Source organism: Candidatus Methylacidiphilales bacterium (assembly GCA_025056655.1).
In the GTDB taxonomy this organism is placed as follows: domain Bacteria; phylum Verrucomicrobiota; class Verrucomicrobiia; order Methylacidiphilales; family JANWVL01; genus JANWVL01.
The window spans coordinates 1-17,279 of sequence record JANWVL010000009.1; the positions used below are offsets into that span (position 1 = coordinate 1).

General features: G+C 53.0%; 19 protein-coding genes. 4 read left to right on the forward strand and 15 right to left on the reverse strand.

Annotated features, from left to right (window positions below; all coding sequences use genetic code 11):
* Positions 1–247: 247 nt before the first annotated feature.
* The 6 genes from NZM04_00410 to NZM04_00435 form a co-directional block, all read right to left on the reverse strand.
* Entirely contained in the window at positions 248–538 is a 291-nt protein-coding gene (locus tag NZM04_00410) for a hypothetical protein (GenBank protein MCS7062506.1), read from the reverse strand.
* A gap of 341 nt (positions 539–879) precedes the next feature.
* Positions 880–3,873: a DUF3854 domain-containing protein gene (locus NZM04_00415; protein MCS7062507.1), complete on the reverse strand. Its 2,994-nt coding sequence runs from the start codon at positions 3,871–3,873 to the stop codon at positions 880–882.
* 81 nt (positions 3,874–3,954) lie between these two features.
* Positions 3,955–4,125 carry a hypothetical protein gene (locus NZM04_00420; protein ID MCS7062508.1) on the reverse strand — a complete coding sequence of 57 codons (171 nt, stop codon included), beginning with the start codon at positions 4,123–4,125 and terminating at the stop codon, positions 3,955–3,957.
* A gap of 44 nt (positions 4,126–4,169) precedes the next feature.
* Positions 4,170–4,532 (reverse strand): hypothetical protein, encoded by a 363-nt coding sequence (locus NZM04_00425; protein ID MCS7062509.1) that lies wholly within the window; start codon positions 4,530–4,532, stop codon positions 4,170–4,172.
* Entirely contained in the window at positions 4,471–5,310 is an 840-nt protein-coding gene (locus NZM04_00430; GenBank protein ID MCS7062510.1) for a relaxase/mobilization nuclease domain-containing protein, read from the reverse strand. Before NZM04_00430 ends, NZM04_00425 begins: the two co-directional genes overlap by 62 nt.
* Before the next feature lie 10 nt (positions 5,311–5,320).
* Entirely contained in the window at positions 5,321–5,836 is a 516-nt protein-coding gene (locus tag NZM04_00435) for a hypothetical protein (GenBank protein MCS7062511.1), read from the reverse strand.
* Positions 5,837–5,926: 90 nt separating this feature from the next.
* Here NZM04_00435 and NZM04_00440 point away from each other — a divergent pair, with 90 nt between their 5' ends.
* From NZM04_00440 to NZM04_00450, 3 genes are all read left to right on the forward strand, one after another.
* Positions 5,927–6,289 carry a hypothetical protein gene (locus tag NZM04_00440; GenBank protein MCS7062512.1) on the forward strand — a complete coding sequence of 121 codons (363 nt, stop codon included), beginning with the start codon at positions 5,927–5,929 and terminating at the stop codon, positions 6,287–6,289.
* A 456-nt stretch (positions 6,290–6,745) separates the two neighbouring features.
* The gene (locus tag NZM04_00445) at positions 6,746–7,246 is read left to right on the forward strand and encodes a hypothetical protein (GenBank protein ID MCS7062513.1); all 501 of its coding nucleotides are present in this window, start codon (positions 6,746–6,748) and stop codon (positions 7,244–7,246) included.
* 1 nt (position 7,247) lies between these two features.
* Positions 7,248–7,799, forward strand: a complete 552-nt coding sequence (locus NZM04_00450; protein MCS7062514.1) for a hypothetical protein — start codon at positions 7,248–7,250, stop codon at positions 7,797–7,799.
* On the opposite strand, the gene NZM04_00455 is transcribed toward NZM04_00450, so the two are convergent.
* The 7 genes from NZM04_00455 to NZM04_00485 all read right to left on the reverse strand — a co-directional run bounded on the left by NZM04_00455 (position 7,768) and on the right by NZM04_00485 (position 13,920).
* Complete coding sequence (locus tag NZM04_00455; GenBank protein ID MCS7062515.1) at positions 7,768–8,841, reverse strand: hypothetical protein; 1,074 nt, start codon at positions 8,839–8,841, stop codon at positions 7,768–7,770. The two genes, NZM04_00450 and NZM04_00455, sit on opposite strands and share 32 nt — an antisense overlap.
* A gap of 169 nt (positions 8,842–9,010) precedes the next feature.
* The gene (locus NZM04_00460; GenBank protein ID MCS7062516.1) at positions 9,011–10,483 is read right to left on the reverse strand and encodes a UvrD-helicase domain-containing protein; all 1,473 of its coding nucleotides are present in this window, start codon (positions 10,481–10,483) and stop codon (positions 9,011–9,013) included.
* Positions 10,484–10,530: 47 nt separating this feature from the next.
* On the reverse strand, positions 10,531–11,118 hold the full coding sequence (locus tag NZM04_00465; GenBank protein MCS7062517.1) for a hypothetical protein: 588 nt from the start codon (positions 11,116–11,118) through the stop codon (positions 10,531–10,533).
* Positions 11,111–11,692, reverse strand: a complete 582-nt coding sequence (locus NZM04_00470) for a hypothetical protein (protein MCS7062518.1) — start codon at positions 11,690–11,692, stop codon at positions 11,111–11,113. The genes NZM04_00465 and NZM04_00470 overlap by 8 nt, the downstream gene beginning before the upstream one ends.
* Positions 11,693–11,726: 34 nt before the next feature.
* Positions 11,727–12,326 carry a hypothetical protein gene (locus tag NZM04_00475; GenBank protein MCS7062519.1) on the reverse strand — a complete coding sequence of 200 codons (600 nt, stop codon included), beginning with the start codon at positions 12,324–12,326 and terminating at the stop codon, positions 11,727–11,729.
* Positions 12,242–13,000, reverse strand: a complete 759-nt coding sequence (locus tag NZM04_00480) for a hypothetical protein (protein ID MCS7062520.1) — start codon at positions 12,998–13,000, stop codon at positions 12,242–12,244. The genes NZM04_00475 and NZM04_00480 overlap by 85 nt, the downstream gene beginning before the upstream one ends.
* Positions 13,001–13,161: 161 nt before the next feature.
* The gene (locus NZM04_00485) at positions 13,162–13,920 is read right to left on the reverse strand and encodes a DUF5895 domain-containing protein (protein MCS7062521.1); all 759 of its coding nucleotides are present in this window, start codon (positions 13,918–13,920) and stop codon (positions 13,162–13,164) included.
* A gap of 40 nt (positions 13,921–13,960) precedes the next feature.
* On the opposite strand from NZM04_00485, the gene NZM04_00490 reads away from it, so the two are divergent.
* Positions 13,961–15,718, forward strand: a complete 1,758-nt coding sequence (locus NZM04_00490; GenBank protein ID MCS7062522.1) for a type IV secretion system DNA-binding domain-containing protein — start codon at positions 13,961–13,963, stop codon at positions 15,716–15,718.
* Between the two features lie 316 nt (positions 15,719–16,034).
* Here the strand turns inward: NZM04_00490 and NZM04_00495 are convergent, their stop codons facing one another.
* Together NZM04_00495 and NZM04_00500 are read right to left on the reverse strand one after the other, a co-directional pair.
* Positions 16,035–16,748: a hypothetical protein gene (locus NZM04_00495; protein MCS7062523.1), complete on the reverse strand. Its 714-nt coding sequence runs from the start codon at positions 16,746–16,748 to the stop codon at positions 16,035–16,037.
* Positions 16,749–17,087: 339 nt separating this feature from the next.
* A partial coding sequence (locus tag NZM04_00500; GenBank protein MCS7062524.1) for a hypothetical protein occupies positions 17,088–17,279 on the reverse strand: 192 nt, incomplete at its 5' end.

Sequence of the window (17,279 nt, forward strand, 5' to 3'; positions counted from 1 at the left end):
TGCTTCTAAACAATATCCAGGTCAACACCGAATCAAACATACACTGACCAATAACACATTTCAGACAATTAGGTCTTTGTTGCTGCAGTAACCCAACAGATAGTCTTACCAATAATCCTTATTGTTTCAATAGATACCCGATCGGATTGTCAAGGTTCTGGCGGTTTTCGTGAACCACCTGGCGTTTGCGCGCCCACTTGGGTTCCTATAAATATATGATACATCATTCTAGCGGATGGAACAAGCCCTAACTATAAACTTGCCCGCGAAACCGCTTGACCACCTTGTTCCCCTGCTCTTCTGCAGGTGCAGGCTCGGGCGCGGCAGGCAAACCGTCCACGGGAAACCAGATGCGATAACAGGACGGCGATTCCTGGATAAGCAACACGTTAAATCCGGCATCCAACAACCGCTGGCACGCCGCTACCGCCGCGGTGCGCTGCTCATACCACATGGCACTCCGCCGAAACCAACCCGCACCAACCCGCGCATACTGACCCTGCCTTATCTCTAAATCTTCAATCCCCAAAATAAACATAAGCCCCTACCCTCTCTTCATGCTCCCATTCTAAAAAATCCCTATAACCGGCGCGCGAATTGCTAATAGCTGATGGAAAGATAGTCAGAAATCGGGGGACATGGAGCCAGGTAAAGGCGGATCAGAGAGCCCCGCGCCCCTCTAAGGCCATCCCACTCGCTAACCTTTCCACATTTTTTGATAAGCTTTGCTTAAGAATTATGGCCACTGATAATAGTTTTTGCTTATAGATTCAGGTTTAGCGGTGGCGGAGTCAGGGTAGTGCGGCAGGCAGATATGGCTCCCGCGGGTCTGGGGATGGGGAGCTGATTTAGCACTTGGTGAATTGTCGCGTGGTGTGGTTAGGGCGGTGATGGTCGCGGTGGCGGTGGCGCGGGCAGCCAAGGAGCGAGCTGAGCCCGGTAGTGCTCTCTCCAGGCGAGAACGAGCTGAGAATAAGCCTGCTGCTGGGGTGATTTGTCGGGGTCTGCGTCGGGGATGGCCAAGGGGTCTTGGGCGAGCCAGATGCGAATCTTCTTGTTGCCTGGTCGCCGCTTTTGGCCCATCTCAACTGCGACAATGCCTAGCCGCCGAAATAGCTTATTGATAATCTCGCAGGGGGTTTGGGAGTCCTTGATTTGCAAGCGCCAGCAATGCCATATCTCGTTAGCCCATTTGAGCGCTTGCTTCGCAATTTCCTGGGCTTTGGGGTGTTCGTTAGAGTAGGGCTGATTGAGCAGCCCCAGCAGGCCGATTTCGCTGATAATGGCGGCCATGATGGCCTTTTTGGGCAATTTGTGGGTAGCTTGCGGGTGATTGGTCAGAATGGCAATTACTTTCTCTCGTTCGAGGTGCTTTATCAGTTTTCCAAATTCAGCTAGGGTACGCCATTCGGCTTGATTTTCGAGCCGCCCGCGATTTTCGTAATAGGCGAGATGAACAAAGTTTGGGTCGTCCAGGTGTTTGCGCAATCTGGGGAATTTGTGAAAGCGGAGGGCTTTGATTGCGGTTATGCGGTCGTGGGCGGAAGATTCGTAATTTTCGAGCACGTGAGATGCCCATTCTGAGGTGTGCTTGTTGGGATCAATTTCAATTGTGGCAAACTGGTGCGCTTTTTGGAGCTGGAGCTTATTTTTTTCCATTTTAAAGGCTTGTCGGATGGCGGGGTTTGCTTGTCCGTGAGCGTGGCGACTAACGATGTGTCCTTGGCGTTCGAGGGATTCAATCAGGTAAACCTTGAAGATGCTTTTGGTGTGGAACTGAAGTGCTTTTTCGTGTGCGATATAGGATTCGATGGCGGTTTGGGTTTCATCTGGGTTTATCGGGTTGGGAACCTGGTGGATTTGGGCGAGTGCTTCGGCCAGGTAGCGGAGGCGAGCGCGAATAGCGTATGGTTTGGGGCCTTCCAGGTCTGCGTGGGGTGTAGATTCTGGGACGAAGATGTGGCGCGGCACACTGGGGCGATAGCGTCCTAACATCTGCAGTGCGGTATCTGGGGATAGGGCGGGGAAATAGCCCCAGACGGATTTAAAGTAGGCCCTTTGCGCGGGTATATTGGCTTCAATGCTGACGCCGGATTCTGCGGAGGGAGACAGGAGCAGGACATCCGGCTGATTTTGCTGCAACCAGGTGTCTGGGTCCTCGAAAAAGCTGGCAAATATGCCGAGTTCATTTGTGTCACTGTCGATGCGGATTACTTTTCGTTTCAGCCCTGTGAGCAGTGCGTCTAGTGTTTCGAGATAAGTTTTTGAGCTGGAGACGATCAAGGTTGGTTCGGCGGTTGCGGCGAGTAGGAGTTGTTCGTCGAAGATAGCGCGATGATTGGGTGAGTAGTCGTAGAGAATGACGTGCCACGGGTCTGGGGCTGCGCCCTGGAATTGAACTAATTTGACAGGTTTGCGTGAGGTCTGACTCAAGAATGCCAGTGAGTGGTTGGGCAATTCGGCTTCGGCGGCGATAATAGCTTTGGCGTTCTTGCACAGCTCGACGAATTTGCTCACGTGGGAGCGCCATTTGGCGTTGAGTGTATCACCAAAAATTGTGTGCCGAACGACCTGATTGGCCTCATCTAGGATTAGCAAGATGTTTTGGTTTTTCCATATCCAACTGGGCAGACGGTGGAGGGAATCTGGGCAAAGGGCGATGCCGTGGCGGGCGGAAATATCGCGGTCCAGTGCGTCGAAGTCATAGGGGGCGTAGTCGTGGATATGCGGGATGTTCAGTTTGCTGGCGAGCTGTCGGCCCAGGGCATTTCGGGGCGAGAGCACGAGGACTAGATGTTTGTGGCTGCGGGTGGATTGAGTTTTCCAGTTGGCGGCGATGCGTGCGATTTCTGTGGATTTGCCGGAGCCGATGGGTGCGCGGATGGCCAGGATTTGATTTGGGGTTGCCGCCAAATTGGCAACCCGTCCGTTGTGATAGGATGCGGCAAAGGCGTTATCCTGGCGGATTTGGGGGATAGCCAGCTTAGCTTCGGCTTCGATCTGGATGCGACGATAGCGCGCTAGGGGTAAGGCATCCTGGAGCAGGCGCGTGGCCACTAGCCAGCGCTGCGCCGGGTCAAAGAGCGCCAGGTAATCGTCAATACCTTTGGCGTCGCTCCAACGCATGTAGAGGGGCCTAGCGCCAAGGCGTTCGATGGCGCGCCCCAGCTTGACCGCCTGCTTGGTCACACTGGCGCGGGAGGTGGGCTTGCTGTCGTAGTCAAATGCGATGTAACACGTGCGCCCTGAGTGGCAAAAGGCGGCGATTTCTGGATAAAGTTCCTTTTTGGATTTGGGATGCCACATGCAGACGCCTCTGATGGCCACGGCGGGAATGCCCTGTTCCAGAAGCGCCAAGGCCTTCTTGACCCCTTCGGTTACACAAATCGGCACATCGGCGTTCTGGATGGCGCGCCAGAAAGGCACATCTCGCGGGAGTTTGACATTGAAGCGTGCTTCTACTTTTTGGATGCAGGTCTCAGTTGCGATGGGGAGGATAGGTGTACCTGGGGCCCGAACAGGCGTCTCGTACTTAATCGCCTTGCCGTCCGCGGCGACTCTCGGCTTGGCGAGCTTGATTACAGGAGTGTTGCCTGGTTCCCCGGCGAGGGTCACGCCCCAGCACGCCCAACCACCGGCTTCACAGTGTTTCTCGTAGCGAGTGATTAGCTTCTGTATCTCGCGGGTTGCGTATTGATGCCCTGTAGTAGCGGAGCCGATTAATTCTTCTAAAAGCCTTTTCCCTTGTAGCCAGTGAATGTTGGTCGCGGTGAGTTCTTCGCTGATTGCTGATTGTTGGAATTCTGCCCAGACTGCTTCCGGTATCTCTGTCTTGGGTCTCTCTTGTCGTTGGCTTGCAATTTGCGTTACCATAACCATAGTTACCATGACTATAGTTTTGGTTGTTTTTCATTATAATCCTTGACTTATACTCGGTGTCAAGGATTATTTTTTTTAAGGTACCAGTTCGGATTCAGGGTTGCGGTTTGGGGCTGGAGCGGTTTGCAGCCAGTCTGATAGGGCTTTCAGGGGGATAGTGGTGAGTGCGGCGGTGACGGCGAGTTTAGCGGCCTGGAGTGAGGGGTCAGGGAGTTTGCGGCAGATGTAGTAGTAGCGGCGGGTCATAGGTGTTACGCTCGGGTTGCATAGGATGATAAGCGTATCATAGCTTATAACGATTTTCCGATGATGATTCCGGCCAGGAGTGCGGCGGCGACAGCGATAGAGCTAGTGGCTATTGCGATTCGGACGGTGAACAGGACCAGTTTGGATTTATGGGGCCAGGCGGTTTCGTGGGCGACTTGAATCAATTGTTGCATTGCGGCCTGGTCATGGAGCAAGCGGAATTCTTCGAGCAGGATGAGCAGGAGCAGGTTGTAGTGCCAGTAGGGGTCGGCGGGGTCATAGGGTAGGAGTTGTGCGGCGCGGGTGGCGGCGCGTTCGGCTACGTCTGGGTTAGAGGTATAGCCCCTAGCGACTTCTTTGATGCGTTCGATTGCGTTCGAGCTGCTGTTCAATTGCCTGCCAGCCATAGTCTTCTCCGAGTTGTCGTGGTTTCAGGTAGATGCCGCGGTATTTATAGGCGAGTTTGCCGTATGCGTCGGGGGTATCGGAGCGGATCAGTTCGATGCCGTGTGCTTGGCATTGATTGCGGAACTGTTCCCAGGAGTCGGCTTGCGCCATTGCGTCTTTGATTGCTTGTTTGAGTGTGTTGATGCCCTTGCTGCCGCCGATTTGGCGTGCGGCCCAGGTTTCGATGCTGTTGTGCTTTCCCTGCTCCGCCCTAATTTCCCAGGAGTAGCGCATACCAGGTAGGTCCATTTCGCGTTCGAGCTGTCGCAGAATAACCTCCATCAGGCGGCGTGCATAGCGTGTTGGTCTCATCTCGATGCGTTCGCCCTGTAGTCCGTAGCAACCAAGTGCGATATGGATGTGTTCATGGTTTGTGTCGTGGTGTCGCACGATTGCGTAGGGGAATGCGTCGAGCGGGTAGGGTTGTGGTGGCGGCAAAGCTGTTCCTTGCGCTACTAGTGCATCGAGGCGCTGGCAGATATCTGGTAGTTGGGCGTAGTAGGCGTAGCGTTGGATAAAGCTGCGTCCGATGTTTTGCGCCATTGTATCGGTTACGGGTAGGGTTCCTTTTTGCGCGATAGCGATGCTAATGTGAGCGAGTTTATCGCGCAGGAGTAGTTGGAGTGCTTCGGGGTGGCGCGTATCTGGCACGTTTGCGTCGAGTGGGGTGGCGTGTTTGGAATAGATGTAGCGCCAGAGTTTGTGAGCGTCGGTGCAGAAGTCCAGGCGTCCGAGCATGGGTTTTGCCTTATATATCGTGTGGATAGCCAATGAGGGTTGGTAGCAAGTGGAAGCCGCGGCGGGTTTGGCGGATTGCGCTGATAGCGTCGCGGTTTCTGGGTGGCAAGTGGCCAAGGTAGAGGATGTAGCCGCGTCCGTGTAGGAGCAAGGCTTTGAGGATGAGGCTGAGCGGTCGCTGGTATTGGTTGCTCCAGGTTTGGAGTGTTTGCCAGCGTTCCTGGTCTAGGAGCAAGTCAGCGGTGAAGGGTTTGCCTGGTTCTCCCCAGTAGCGCACGCCGGTTTCTTGCGTTACCTGCGCTTGCGTGTCGTCGTCGATTTGGCCTTGCTGGATGCGGGTAAGCGTGGCTTGCGAGATTTCGCCAATTGCCTGGACCCGCGGGGTGCCTTCCCGTAGTTGCGCATCCACATAGCTTTCCCCGCCCACCCCTCTTAACCACCCCCAATCCCCGTCGTTGAGCCAGATTTCAGCCAGTTTCCGGCTTTGGGATTTGCGTGGGTAAAGTCGGTTAAGGGGGTAGTGCATGGGGTATGGATAAGGTATGATTTCAGGGCCGTGGTAGGCGTATAAGGGAGAGAGACTTATACTATATTAGTAGAAGTGTGGAGGTAAGAGATGGAGGGGAAGAGGCGACCGACGAAGCTAGAGTTAGCGAGGCGAGTGGAGGATGGGACGCGGACGCCGTACAGTTTAGAGCGGTTGCAGTTAGCGTTACAGGCGGCATTTGCGGCGCAGGTAGTGGGGCCGCCGTATCGTGGGGATGGTGTATTATCGCGGCAACACAGCGGGGAGACCTATCGCCAGATGCGTGAGCTTTTGTTGCCTGGTGTGTTGGAGCTTTTCAAGAAGGGATATTCGAAGAAGCAGGTGAAGCAATTTTTAGGGGAGAAGCTAGAGTCGAGTGCATCGAATCGGTTTATCGAGCGATTAATCATGGATGCGCACGAGATTTATTTTAGGGATGCGTTTGGGGGGTAAGGTAGTATGGGGCAGGCGATACATTTTGTTGGTGGCGAGAAGGGGGGTGTAGGCAAGAGTTTTGTATGCAAGCTGCTGGTGAGTTACTATTTACGGGAGCGTGGGAAGTGTTTTGCGATATTTGAGTGTGACGATGTGAATTTAGACATTTTTCGAGTGTACGAGGGAGCTGGTTTTCAGGTAGAGAGTGTAGTTTTTAGCAAGGCTGAGAAGGAGTTATCATTGCCGAACAAGTTACTATCGGTAGCGCGTCAGAAGGACGTGATAGTGAATTTACCTGCTGGTGTGCACAAGCTAGTTGGGGAGTGGTTCAAGATATCGCGAGTGAAGGAGTTAGCTGGGCGATTAGGGATTCGGATATATTTATGGTACGTGTGTGACGGGGATCGGACGAATTTACGGTTATTTTCGGAGAGTCAGAGTAGCGTACCGATAGAGCATGTGTTTGTGAGGAACATGGTGCGGTTAGACGATGTGGAGTGGGAAGCTGCGATTGAGTTAGTGGAGTCAGAGGGTGTGAGGTTAGGGTTAGGGGGGGTAGCGTGTTTGCGTGTTGAGCGATTGGATTACTGGTTAGCGCAGGCGCTAGCGCAGAAGTATTTAAGTTTTGAGAAGCTATTGGGATACGAGGACGAACGGATTGGATTTATTGAGCAGGAGATGGCGAAGTTGTGGTTAGAGGACATGTTAGGTCGGGTGAGGGAGGTGATGGTGCAGATCAGTGGTGGTGGTGCATTACGGGGCGAGATGAGAGCGAGCGAGGAGCTAGAGCGGCGGTACGAGGCGGTACAGGGGGAGGCGAGGGATGAAGATGGTGGAGTAGGTGTGAGATTATTTTGGTATTGCGAACGGTATCCTGAGATGAGGTTTAGCAGTCGAGAGGAGGCGATAGCGTATGGGTTAGCGCGGGGTGACGAGGTATTGCCGAGCGATGTGATATGTCGAGTTGAGAGGTAGGATGGGTAATTATCGTTGTCGGATTATCTGGAGTTGTGGGTGGAGTGTATGGCGTGGATTTATCAGCGGTATTTGGTACGAGTTAGGGTATGAGCGAGTAGTATTTGTGGATGGGGGTGGAGTATTAGGTAGTCGTTACGGCGGGTTAAAGGCGGTGAGGGTGAATGATAGCCGGTGGCTAAGTGATGTAGCCAGTATTGTGTTAGGGGGTGAATCAGTTTTTTTTGATATGGGCAGTGAGATAGATTTGCGCGGGATGAGCGAGTATAGTTGGCGAGCGTTAGAGTCGAGCGATATAAGCAGTGTTTTGTTATGGTGGGGAGAGCGAGCTGGTTTAGTGGATATTAGGGGATGGTATTGTGGCCATTTAGGGTGGTTCAATGGGTATAAGTTTGAGCGGGAGTATGGGAGTTATTTAGGGGAAGCGTTAGGTGTGTGGAGGGGAGGTAGTAGTTGGCGCAGGATACGAGCGTGTATTAGAGGTGTTGAGAGGTGGCGTTTAAAGAGCGTGGAGAGAGATATTATGAGTGGTTTAGAGCGTTTGCTGATTTAAGGCGGCAGAGGTAGGATTTGCCGCTGCGTTTGTGTTCGATATCTGGCATAGATTTTAGGTAAGCGTAGAAGCTGTGGATGTTACAGGGGAACTGTTTATGGATTAGGAGGTAGAGGTATTTTTTTTCGAGCCACTGTGGGTAATGGGAGAGTAGGATTTGGCGAGCGATGTGATGAATAGTTTGGCGGATGATGTCGCGTTTTTTGAGAGAGAAATAGGTTTTATCTGTGCGATAGGAGAGGATGAGGGGGTCGTGGTGTGAGGGGGAGATTTTAGCGAGCCAGGCGGCTGCTTGTTTTGGAGTGAGTTGGAAGTTATTTTGGATAAGTTGAACGAGATTCTTTTTAGGTATTTCGAGTTTATGGTTATGTTTGAGTTGGTTGTGGCAGATTGTATTAAGGAATTGGCAGATTTGGTCAGGTTGAGGGATAATTTGTGAGTAGAGATGAGAGAGTTTTTTATGGATCCAGAGTTGTTTATTGTCGACGCGTACAGGAACGATCAGGTCAGAGTGGTAAGCGGTGTTGATGATGGAGTTGAGTGAGATAGAGAAGCCGAGAGGGAATAGGAGGTAATAGGCTTCTGAGAGAGAGATAGGGTGAGTGAGAGATGCGAAGAGGTTGATAATGATTTGTCTATGGGAGTCAGCTTGGAGTGCGAGTTTTTTTGAGCTAAAGACGAGATTATCTTGGAGTGTGAAGTCTGGGGATAGCAGGATTTTTTCTGCGTTGGATTGTGAGAGTGATGCGAAGTGGTAGAGGAGGGATGAGATGAGTTTATCGCGGGGTATACCGTTTTTTGCGTGGTGGAGTGAGCGGAGTGCGAGGCCTTTTGGGGAGAGGGAGTGGTGTAGGAATTGAGCGGCATTACGATTAAGGCGTGAGAGGGAGGGGGATGCGAGTACGGCGTTAGCGATGGATTGAGGGTTTGGGTGGGATGGGATAGCGCGACAGATTTGGTCGCGGGTGATGATGAGGTCGTTATCGCGAGCTGATTGGAGGAGGGAGGCAAGAGCTTGGGCGGCTTCAGCGTTCAGGTTCAAAGGAGGCCACATGAATGTGCTCCAGGTGCTGGAGTGCGTTTTGGATGGAGTGCGGGATCAGTTTAGTGAGCTGGTTCAGGTCAGGTTGAGTAGTTTTTTTTGGTTGAAGTGTTTGAGAGTTGACGGTTAGCTGCATAGGATTAGTCAGGTTATCAGTGGTTATGATTTATTATATAGGATTATCGAGCAAGAGGAGGGAGTGTTTAGCGCGTGTAGCGGCGATGTAGTTGAGGTTGCGTTCCTGGAGTGCTTCGGTTTGTGTAGAGGGTTTAATTAGGGATTTAGGCGGGAGTAGGACGACGCTATTAGCTTCGAGTCCTTTTGCTCTGTGGATGGTGGAGAGCCAGATAGTATGGTTATTTTTTTTGTGGTCAGCGAACATGGAATCTAGGAAAAGTTCGAGAAGAGAGAGGGAGGTGGCGTTAGCTGTGGAGACGAGTGTTTTGATGCAATTGATTTTATCGAGGAAGTCTTGTTTTTGTTGAGGCATATCTTGAAGTGCTTGGAGGTGGATTTGGGTCCACTGGTCGATGCGGTGTAAGTGAGCGATGGGGGAGTAGGGGTCTGGGGCGGTGGAGCGGATGGTGGATTTGAGGTGGGAGAGCAAGTCTTTGCCGCGGATTTGGCAAGGTATTTTTTGTTTGAGCAAGTCAAGTGCGAGTTCGACGAGGGGTTGGTTTTGGCGGCAGATAATGAGGTCGCCTGGGTGAGGTTTGTAGTTGTTAGCGGTTGTGGAGCGGAGCGGGCCAGAGTCGTGGCGAGCGGGTTGGATGCGCGGGTTAAAGCGTTGAGCGAGCTGGAGGATGTGGTTTTTTGGGCAGCGATAGCAGGCGGCGAGTGGAAGGGATTCGGCTTGGAGTGTGTGCTTAATGCGTGCGAGGCTATCGGGGTCTGCGCCTGCGAAGGCATAGATAGCCTGATGGGGGTCGCCGACAGCGATGATGCGCCCGCCTGGTGCCAGGCAATTGAGGACGATATTGAGCTGAGCCCGCGATAAGTCTTGGGCTTCGTCAACGAGTATGACATCAAATTTCGGCAATTTATGAGCTAATTGGAGTTGGTGCGGTAGCCAGAGCATATCTGGGAAATCGATTTCGTGAGATTTTTCAAAGGAGAGGATAGCTTTATCGAGGAGTGTGTCCAGGAGATGTGCGATTTCTTTTTTTTGGTTTTGGGAGTTCCAGACTGGGGGTATGCCGATTTGGAGTGCGTGTTCTAGGGCTTGGAGTCCCGATTCTGCGAGATAGGATTGAGCGACATGCAGGAGTTCCCGCAGGTAAGAGGTAGCTTCCGGGAAGGGAAGGATTTGCAGCAGCCAGGCATATTTTTTATAGTTTTCGGAGAGTTCGGCACGGATGAGATGCCAGTAGCGAGCCTGATTAAGCTGAGCTCCGTTGAGTGCTTTGCGGCCAAGGCTGTGGATGGTAGCAAGCGAGATATGCTCTGGCAACTGTCCCCGCAGTTCATCGGCGATGTGCCGGTTAAAGGCGCAGAAGAGAATCCGCTGGTTTTGGGGTAAACGCCGCCCAATTTCCTTGAGCGTCGTGGTTTTTCCCGCGCCCGCCACGGCTTCGATAACTAAATGCCCAGCTTGCTTCTCGACATGCCTGAAAATCGCTTCCTGGTACTCCGAAAATTTCATCTGTCATCCGTCTTTTACGATTTACTATTATATTATAGCATAAATGATTACTTGGTATTAATGATTTGGTTGTGGAGTGTATCAAGGAGGCGTTTATGGTGAGGTGCGATGGGGGGGTTTGTGTAGAGGATAGCGAGGGGTAGGAGTGCGGCGGCGGTGCAGGCGGCGATAACGATTAGTTTGAGTTGAGCGATGGATTTATCAATTTGTTTAGCGTTATACTTTTCGATAGTTTTTGTTCCGAGGTATTCAGCGATTTTTTTTAGGAGTTCGGAGTTAAGTTTGGTGATGTGAGAGAGGCCGGAGTTAATTTCGTGAGCGGCGTGTGAGATTTGGGAGTTAGCGTTGAGGAGATATTGTTGTAGCTGCTGATTTTGGTATTGGATGAAGGTATCCATGACAGCTTGGAGCTGGTTTTGGTCGATCAGGGTTTGGGCTTTAGCGGCGAGTGTTTCAGTTTGGGATTTGAGTTGGGTTACTGGTAGTTTGAGTTCAGCCAGGAGATGGGCGAGTTCTTGCCACTTGTGTGTATCTTGGCGAAGCGCTTGCAGTGTTTCGAGGTGTTCGGTGAGGGCGACAGCGAGTTCCTGGAGGTACTGGATTGTTTCTGCGATATCGGAGGATGTGCTATTCATAGACGAATTCCCATTTAGGTGCTCGAATATAGTCTAGGATGAGTTTTTTTGAGTGTGGGAAGGTTTCGATCCATTGCAGGAGGGAGGGGATCGGGATTTCGATGAAGTCCTGCTGGAGTGGGAGATTTTCTACGATAGTCCAGAGAGTTTCTCTAGCGCGTGGGCGCGAGTGTGGGAAGAAGAGAGCGGTGCAGACGGTATCGACGAGGTTTGCGGGGCCGCCGCCGCGATAGCCCCAGTTGAAATGGCCGCTACCTGGTAAGAGGTAGGCATCGATCTGAGCGTAGCGGTCGCCTTGCGCGTCGGTTGCGAGCCAGAGCGCTTTTGCCTGGCGGTTGCGATGGGCCTGGGTGTAGCGAGCGAGATAGATATCGGCATTTTTGGGGTCGTCTTCGGCGCACGCAAAAATCAAGTCCCAGGGCAAGATTTCGATTCCCGCCTGTCTCAAGGCTTCATGACACGCCTGCAGCCGCTCTTGCTTCTGTTCGTCCCACTCCACGTCCCAGCGCGTCTCGTGGCAAATCTGTTCCGGCGTATAGCGGTCGACTCGCACTCCAAATACCCACTCGTCCATCCTATCATCCTTTACGAGTTATGACTATATTATATTATAACAGTTTTTGATAGAGAGAGAGGAGTTGAGGGGAGAGGCGGGCGAGGTGTGCGTGGTGAGGTGCTGGTCTTGTGGCTGCGAGGTAGAGTTGTGCGCAGAGAGTGAGGTAAGCGGTGCGTGCGGCGGCAGGGACGAGTGTGCGCCAGTGTTCTGGTTGGGGAGGGTACCAATCTTTGGGAATATCGGCGTGGGCGGGCTGTTGGCCGCCGTAGATGGCCCAGATAGTTTTGGCGTGGGGTAGGAGATTCCAGTGTTGGAGGCACCTGCGGGAGAGTACGTAGTGTTTTTTTCCGTCGGTGAGGCGGAGGTCTGGGTATGTGGGGGGTTCAGGTAGTTGGGGGCACCAGGGTGGGGGGATGGGGATTTCGACATAGGGGATGCCGACGGGTTGCCAGTAGAGGACTTGGGCGATGGCAAGTTTCCAGCCGACGGGGAAGTCCCAGCCGTGGTGCGGGTCGAAGGTGGCGTGGAGTTCGAGTTCGAGGCCATTCAGGAGGCGGGTCCAAACTCTCAGTTGCTGGTTGGGGGGAGGTGCGTGGGTTTGGACGCTGAACCATCCAGGTAGAAGCTGGCGAGTTGTTTTGGGTCGAGGCATAGCAGTTTGTCCAGGAGTTGTTTCAGGAAGTGGAAATTGCTGTATTCGTGGGGCGAGTGTTCAGCGAAGTAGCCGACGCTGATGTTGGTGCAGTTGGCGATGAGGTAGTTGTAGCAAGCCACGTCGGTTCGCCCGCCATTGGGGTTCGGGTACATGGCGAGTGCATCGGCGAGGTACCAAGCGAAGGTGTCGCTGCACGTCCGCTGGCCAGCCATGTGTGTGACGATGTCTGCGTAGCCGCGCCTATCGAGGGCGATAGCGGTGTGGAATTGTGCCAGCCATTGGGTTTGGTTTTGGGCGAGCCAGTTTGCGCCGAGTAAGCCGATTTCTTCGTCGCGGTGGAACAGGTAGGTTGCGTTGAATCCGCGGTGGATAAGCTGGCGCATGAGCCAGACGCCGTTGGTGTCGTCAGCGCCGAGGGGCTGGGTTGGTTCTGCGCGATAGACGATGCCGTCGGGGTCAATTGCTAGGCTAGTGTGGGTTTCGGCGGTGCCAGGCACGGTATCTATGTGGCAGGAGAAGAGCAGGCCATTGGGGTCTCCCACCTGAACGAGGTAATTGCCGTAGGGGTCGTAGGTGCCGCCTAGCGGTTCCAGGAAGCGTTGTCGCCACTGGGTGAAGGTCAGGCTGTTGTAGTGCCAGCGCAAACAGAGCATTTCCAAGTATTCGTCCATAGGTTTGGGGAGGGAAACACCCGCCGCGGTTTTTATAGCTAAGCCATCTCTGCTTGTTATATCTTGGGGGTTGCAGAGCGCAACTCCGTCTTGGGTTTTCCTACTATCGCCCTAACAAACTGAAGCGGCTCAGCTATAGCCAACGGCGGGCGGACTAGCAACTAGTAGGGGATTTCGTCTTCTTCTAGCGTTTGCTGGGGTTCGATGCCCGTTTCGGGCTCGTCATAGAGGTCGCGGTACCAGAGGGCCAGGGTTGCCGCGGTTTCGTCGCCGACGTAGAGAGGCTGAAATGCTGCTTTGTCGTGGGGCACGCCGTCCACGAGAGCCGGCACCTGGATTTTCGTGCCTTCCGGCAGCTGCCAGGGTTGGCCAACCAGGCGCAAGGCGAAGATGAAACCGGGCACATCTGCGCCGAAAATCGCGCGAATGGCTTGCCGGAACGGGCCATAGCACTCCAGCGAGAATTTTGCTCCTGCGACTCCTTTGGGCGTCCAGGCGATGGGTTCGGTGTGCAGGAGCCTGTATCCGCCTTGGCCGTTAGGCGCGAGAAACCCGACTGTGTATGTCCGGCGCGGTATATGCAGTCGCTTATCGTAAGGTTCGTGGTCGGGTTTGGGGTCGCCTTTTTTGTGGCCATTGTGCGCATCGCGGAAAACCAAAGTGAGTTTGTGTACGCGCAAGACAGCCAAGATGGGATTTTTGCAGGCTAGCACTTCTTCTTCTGCGCCGGATTCGTAAGAGAATTTGCGTTTTTCCCAACCAGGCGCGCCGTTTTGCCACCCCGCGGCTTCTGCTTGCCGCATGGAAATCAGCATACCAGGAATTGCAATCTTCTTGGCATTCCACTGGCAGAATGCTAAGCTGGGAGCAGACACTTCCGATTCATACTTTGAATCCCGCCACTTGTCTATAAAATCCATGTCCGTTTCTCCAAACTCTTACTATATTATATCATAAGTTATGGGATGGCGGCCAGGGGTTGGTAGTGCGTATTGGGGTGGGCGAGCGCAGGAGCGAGGTGCGCGAGTGCGAGCGGTGGAGCAGATGCGGGAGCGGCGAGCGAATGCGGTAGCTGGGTATATTGGGTTTGATGCGGAGTCGGCGCTAGAGCTAGCGGAGTTGGAGTTTGGGCGGCGATTATTGGAGTTAGGTAGTGGTGGGGAGGCTGCGACGACGTTTGAGGAGTTAGAGCGGTTGCAGGTGGAGGTGGGTCGTGTTTTAGGTTTTTTGGCTGGGTGCGAGCGGCGGCGAGTGCGGTGGCGGCGGTACAGGTCGGCGGCGCGGGAGCGGTTGTACTTTCCGGATTTGCAGCGTGGGGTGATGGTGGTGGGAGCGCCTGGGTCTGGGAAAACATTTAGCACGATTGATCCGCTTTTGCGTTCCGTGATTGAGCAGGGTTTTCCAGTGATTTTGTATGATTTCAAGTATCCATCGCAGGCGGCGATTTTAGGGCCTTATGCCGAGCGATTAGGGTACGAGGTGCGGGTGTTTGCACCTGGATTTCCGGAGTCAGAGACTGTGAATGTTCTGGATTTTATGCGGGATTGTTTGGACGCTGAGACTGCGGGGCAGATTGCGCATGTGATGAACAAGAATTTTCAGGTGGGGACGGACAAGGACGATCCTTTTTTCTCGACAGCGGCGACGCAGTTGTTGCAGGCGGTGTTCATGGTGGCGAAGGCGTCGCCGGAGCCAGATCTAGTGATGGCGCAGGTTGTGATTTCGTTAAGCAATTTAGTGGAGCGTTTAGAGCGGTGGCGGGAGCGGAGGGAGATAGACGATGTAGCGGCGCTATCGGCGGTGAAGCCAGAGTGGGGTGCTTATGCGATTTCTGAGTTCAACAAGAGCTGGATTTTGCGAGCGTTTGCACAGATTATTTCAGTGGGGAAATCCGAAAAGACTTTATCATCGATTGTGGGTGTTGCGACGAACAATTTAACGCAATTTATGAAGCCGAATATTGCGCCACATTTTGTGGGTAGGAGCACGTTTGATTTTTGGTTAGAGGGGCGGCAATTATTAATTGTGGGGATGGATCGGGTGAGGCGGGATTCGGTGGGGCCGCTAGTTGCGACAGCGCTGCACATGCTAACGCAGTATAATCTGACGCTCAAGAAGCGGCGGGATCCGTTGGTTGTGGCTTTGGATGAGTTGCCGACGATTTATCTGCCGCAGATTCAGAATTGGCTGAACGAGAACCGGAGCGATGGATTTTGTGGGATTATCGGTTTTCAGAACATGACCCAGTTAGAGAAAGCGTATGGGAAAGAGCTAGCGCGGTCGATTATGACGGGATGCAATACAAAGTTTATCTTTAATCCTGGGGAGACGGAGAGTGCGGAATTTTTTGCGAGAGCGCTTGGGGAGGAGGAGGTGCGGTCGTGGTCACGGTCGCGGTCGCGGGGTAAAGGTGGGAGCTCGACAAGCATTTCGGAGCAGGACAAGCCGAGAAAGCTATTTGATCCGGCGCAATTTTTGAAGTTGGACACAGGGATGTGTGTGGTTGTATCGCCTGGGTATAAGAAGGCAGTCCGCGGGCGGCAGGAGGCGTTTGTGCCGATGCTGAAGCGGATCAGGATTAGCAAGGCGGAGATAGAATTTTGTCGGATGATGGAGCAGCGGTGGGCGGGGTTTGTGGCGCGGCGGCGGCGCGGGGAGCGCTTGGAGCTAGATTTGCAGAGCCGGACGCGATTTGCCGAAACGTTGTTGCGTTACTAGAGATACTAAATCTAGTCGAGATAGCGTTGAATTTGATCCGAGACTTGGCCGTAGGCGTTGGCTAGGATTTGCTGTAACTGGAAGAGTTGGTCTGCGTTCAGGGAGTTAATATAGCCGGTACGGAGTGATGTCTAGGCCTTACAGCACAGACTTACGTCAGAAAGGCATTGAAGCGGTCTTGGGAGGTGCAACGCTGGCTCAAGCAATGGTCTGAGACCGGTAATTATAGTCATACCCCAGTTTGACCCAAGACGATTTGTAGGGTGCTTAAAAGGCATCACTATCATGGAAGTCAGTCGGTTCCTTAACGTCAGCTTCAATCTGCGCTCGACGCCTGCCACGCCCGTCCCAGGCGCAGCTCGAACCAGCCTTGAAGCTGCACCGAGTGGTGTTCTGGATGTGAGGCAATCGGATTCAGCACCAGCACGCGCTCCTTGGTGCGGTAAGTGCCTTCTGCCGCCACCTGGTGCCGACCCAACCGCAGGGTCGTTGCACCTACCTGAAAACCCCGCCTTGGCGCATCCTTGGGAATAAATGCCAGATCGCCTTGCCGCGCCGTAATCACTTCCCCCTCGCGCAACCGCCAAATCCACCGCCGTGCCGCTTCTAAACTCCCAAGCTCCCCAACTGCAGGCCGAACCTTGTGCAAGAAATAGGAGCCATCCTCGTTTTGGCCAAACAAATAATACGAACGCGCCAGTGATTTGTAATCCCCGTTGTAGGCCCAGCCCATTAAAAGGAACAATGGCTTCCCCGCAAAATTCAAATCACAATCTTCCTGAGTCTCCACTGCAAGAATGCCATGCCCAGCCTTGTGGAAATGCTTGCGCGAACGATAGCGACCATAAGGAACTCGTAAATGCCCATCAGGCGTGAACCACAAATCAGCAGAAGTCCCCCAGCAACCAGGCGGCCCATAAACCACTTTTAGGTCTGGATAAGCCGCCTTCAAGGCCGCCTCAAAATTAATCTCTAAAACCCCATACTCGTCCCGCTTGGCAAGCTTTAGAGTCTCAACTGTCAGCAGCATAAGATTTTCCCCTGCAAATCTTATACCTAAATTATAGCAAATCTCGGCTCTTCACTTGATAGAAAATTGCGACTGAAATAGAAATAGTTTTGTGGCCAGCTTGTACAAACAGCCTTTCTTTTTGATCCATGTCCCACAGGCCTCCACGTTCATAGTGGTATGGTCGGAGAAATTCTTATGGGTTGAAGAGACGGTTACCCGCCTGAGGAGGCGAGATTTAGCCCAATTAGACTGGGAGCACCTGATTGAAGAGGTGGAAAAGCGGTATACCTTGCGTAGTCTTTTGAGCTACTTGTGGAAACACCTTTTGAAGCGTCGCTACGTGCCTTCACCAGAGTGCTAGTCGGTGCGAAATTGAGCAAATTTTAGATGCACACCCGCGCCTGTACTAGAGACCTGCTGCAGAGTCGGTTTGCTCGTCGTTTTTACATGCCCGAATAGAAGCATTTGGGGTAACACGAAGCCCATGCAAAATGGCAATCCCATAGTAAAAAAAAATACAAGGTTTTTGCGATAATATTTATGTAAACT

Coding starts and splice junctions, on each gene's coding strand:
- NZM04_00490 (MCS7062522.1), top strand. CDS start 13,961: ATGGGATGGCGGCCAGGGGTTGGTAGTGCGTATTGGGGTGGGCGAGCG.
- NZM04_00410 (MCS7062506.1), bottom strand. CDS start 538: ATGTTTATTTTGGGGATTGAAGATTTAGAGATAAGGCAGGGTCAGTAT.
- NZM04_00445 (MCS7062513.1), top strand. CDS start 6,746: ATGGTGCGGTTAGACGATGTGGAGTGGGAAGCTGCGATTGAGTTAGTG.
- NZM04_00425 (MCS7062509.1), bottom strand. CDS start 4,532: ATGGCTGGCAGGCAATTGAACAGCAGCTCGAACGCAATCGAACGCATC.
- NZM04_00440 (MCS7062512.1), top strand. CDS start 5,927: ATGGAGGGGAAGAGGCGACCGACGAAGCTAGAGTTAGCGAGGCGAGTG.
- NZM04_00415 (MCS7062507.1), bottom strand. CDS start 3,873: ATGGTAACGCAAATTGCAAGCCAACGACAAGAGAGACCCAAGACAGAG.
- NZM04_00495 (MCS7062523.1), bottom strand. CDS start 16,748: ATGCTGCTGACAGTTGAGACTCTAAAGCTTGCCAAGCGGGACGAGTAT.
- NZM04_00430 (MCS7062510.1), bottom strand. CDS start 5,310: ATGCTCGGACGCCTGGACTTCTGCACCGACGCTCACAAACTCTGGCGC.
- NZM04_00465 (MCS7062517.1), bottom strand. CDS start 11,118: ATGAATAGCACATCCTCCGATATCGCAGAAACAATCCAGTACCTCCAG.
- NZM04_00470 (MCS7062518.1), bottom strand. CDS start 11,692: ATGGACGAGTGGGTATTTGGAGTGCGAGTCGACCGCTATACGCCGGAA.
- NZM04_00460 (MCS7062516.1), bottom strand. CDS start 10,483: ATGAAATTTTCGGAGTACCAGGAAGCGATTTTCAGGCATGTCGAGAAG.
- NZM04_00435 (MCS7062511.1), bottom strand. CDS start 5,836: ATGCACTACCCCCTTAACCGACTTTACCCACGCAAATCCCAAAGCCGG.
- NZM04_00480 (MCS7062520.1), bottom strand. CDS start 13,000: ATGGACGAATACTTGGAAATGCTCTGTTTGCGCTGGCACTACAACAGC.
- NZM04_00485 (MCS7062521.1), bottom strand. CDS start 13,920: ATGGATTTTATAGACAAGTGGCGGGATTCAAAGTATGAATCGGAAGTG.
- NZM04_00475 (MCS7062519.1), bottom strand. CDS start 12,326: ATGCCTCGACCCAAAACAACTCGCCAGCTTCTACCTGGATGGTTCAGC.
- NZM04_00420 (MCS7062508.1), bottom strand. CDS start 4,125: ATGACCCGCCGCTACTACTACATCTGCCGCAAACTCCCTGACCCCTCA.
- NZM04_00450 (MCS7062514.1), top strand. CDS start 7,248: ATGGGTAATTATCGTTGTCGGATTATCTGGAGTTGTGGGTGGAGTGTA.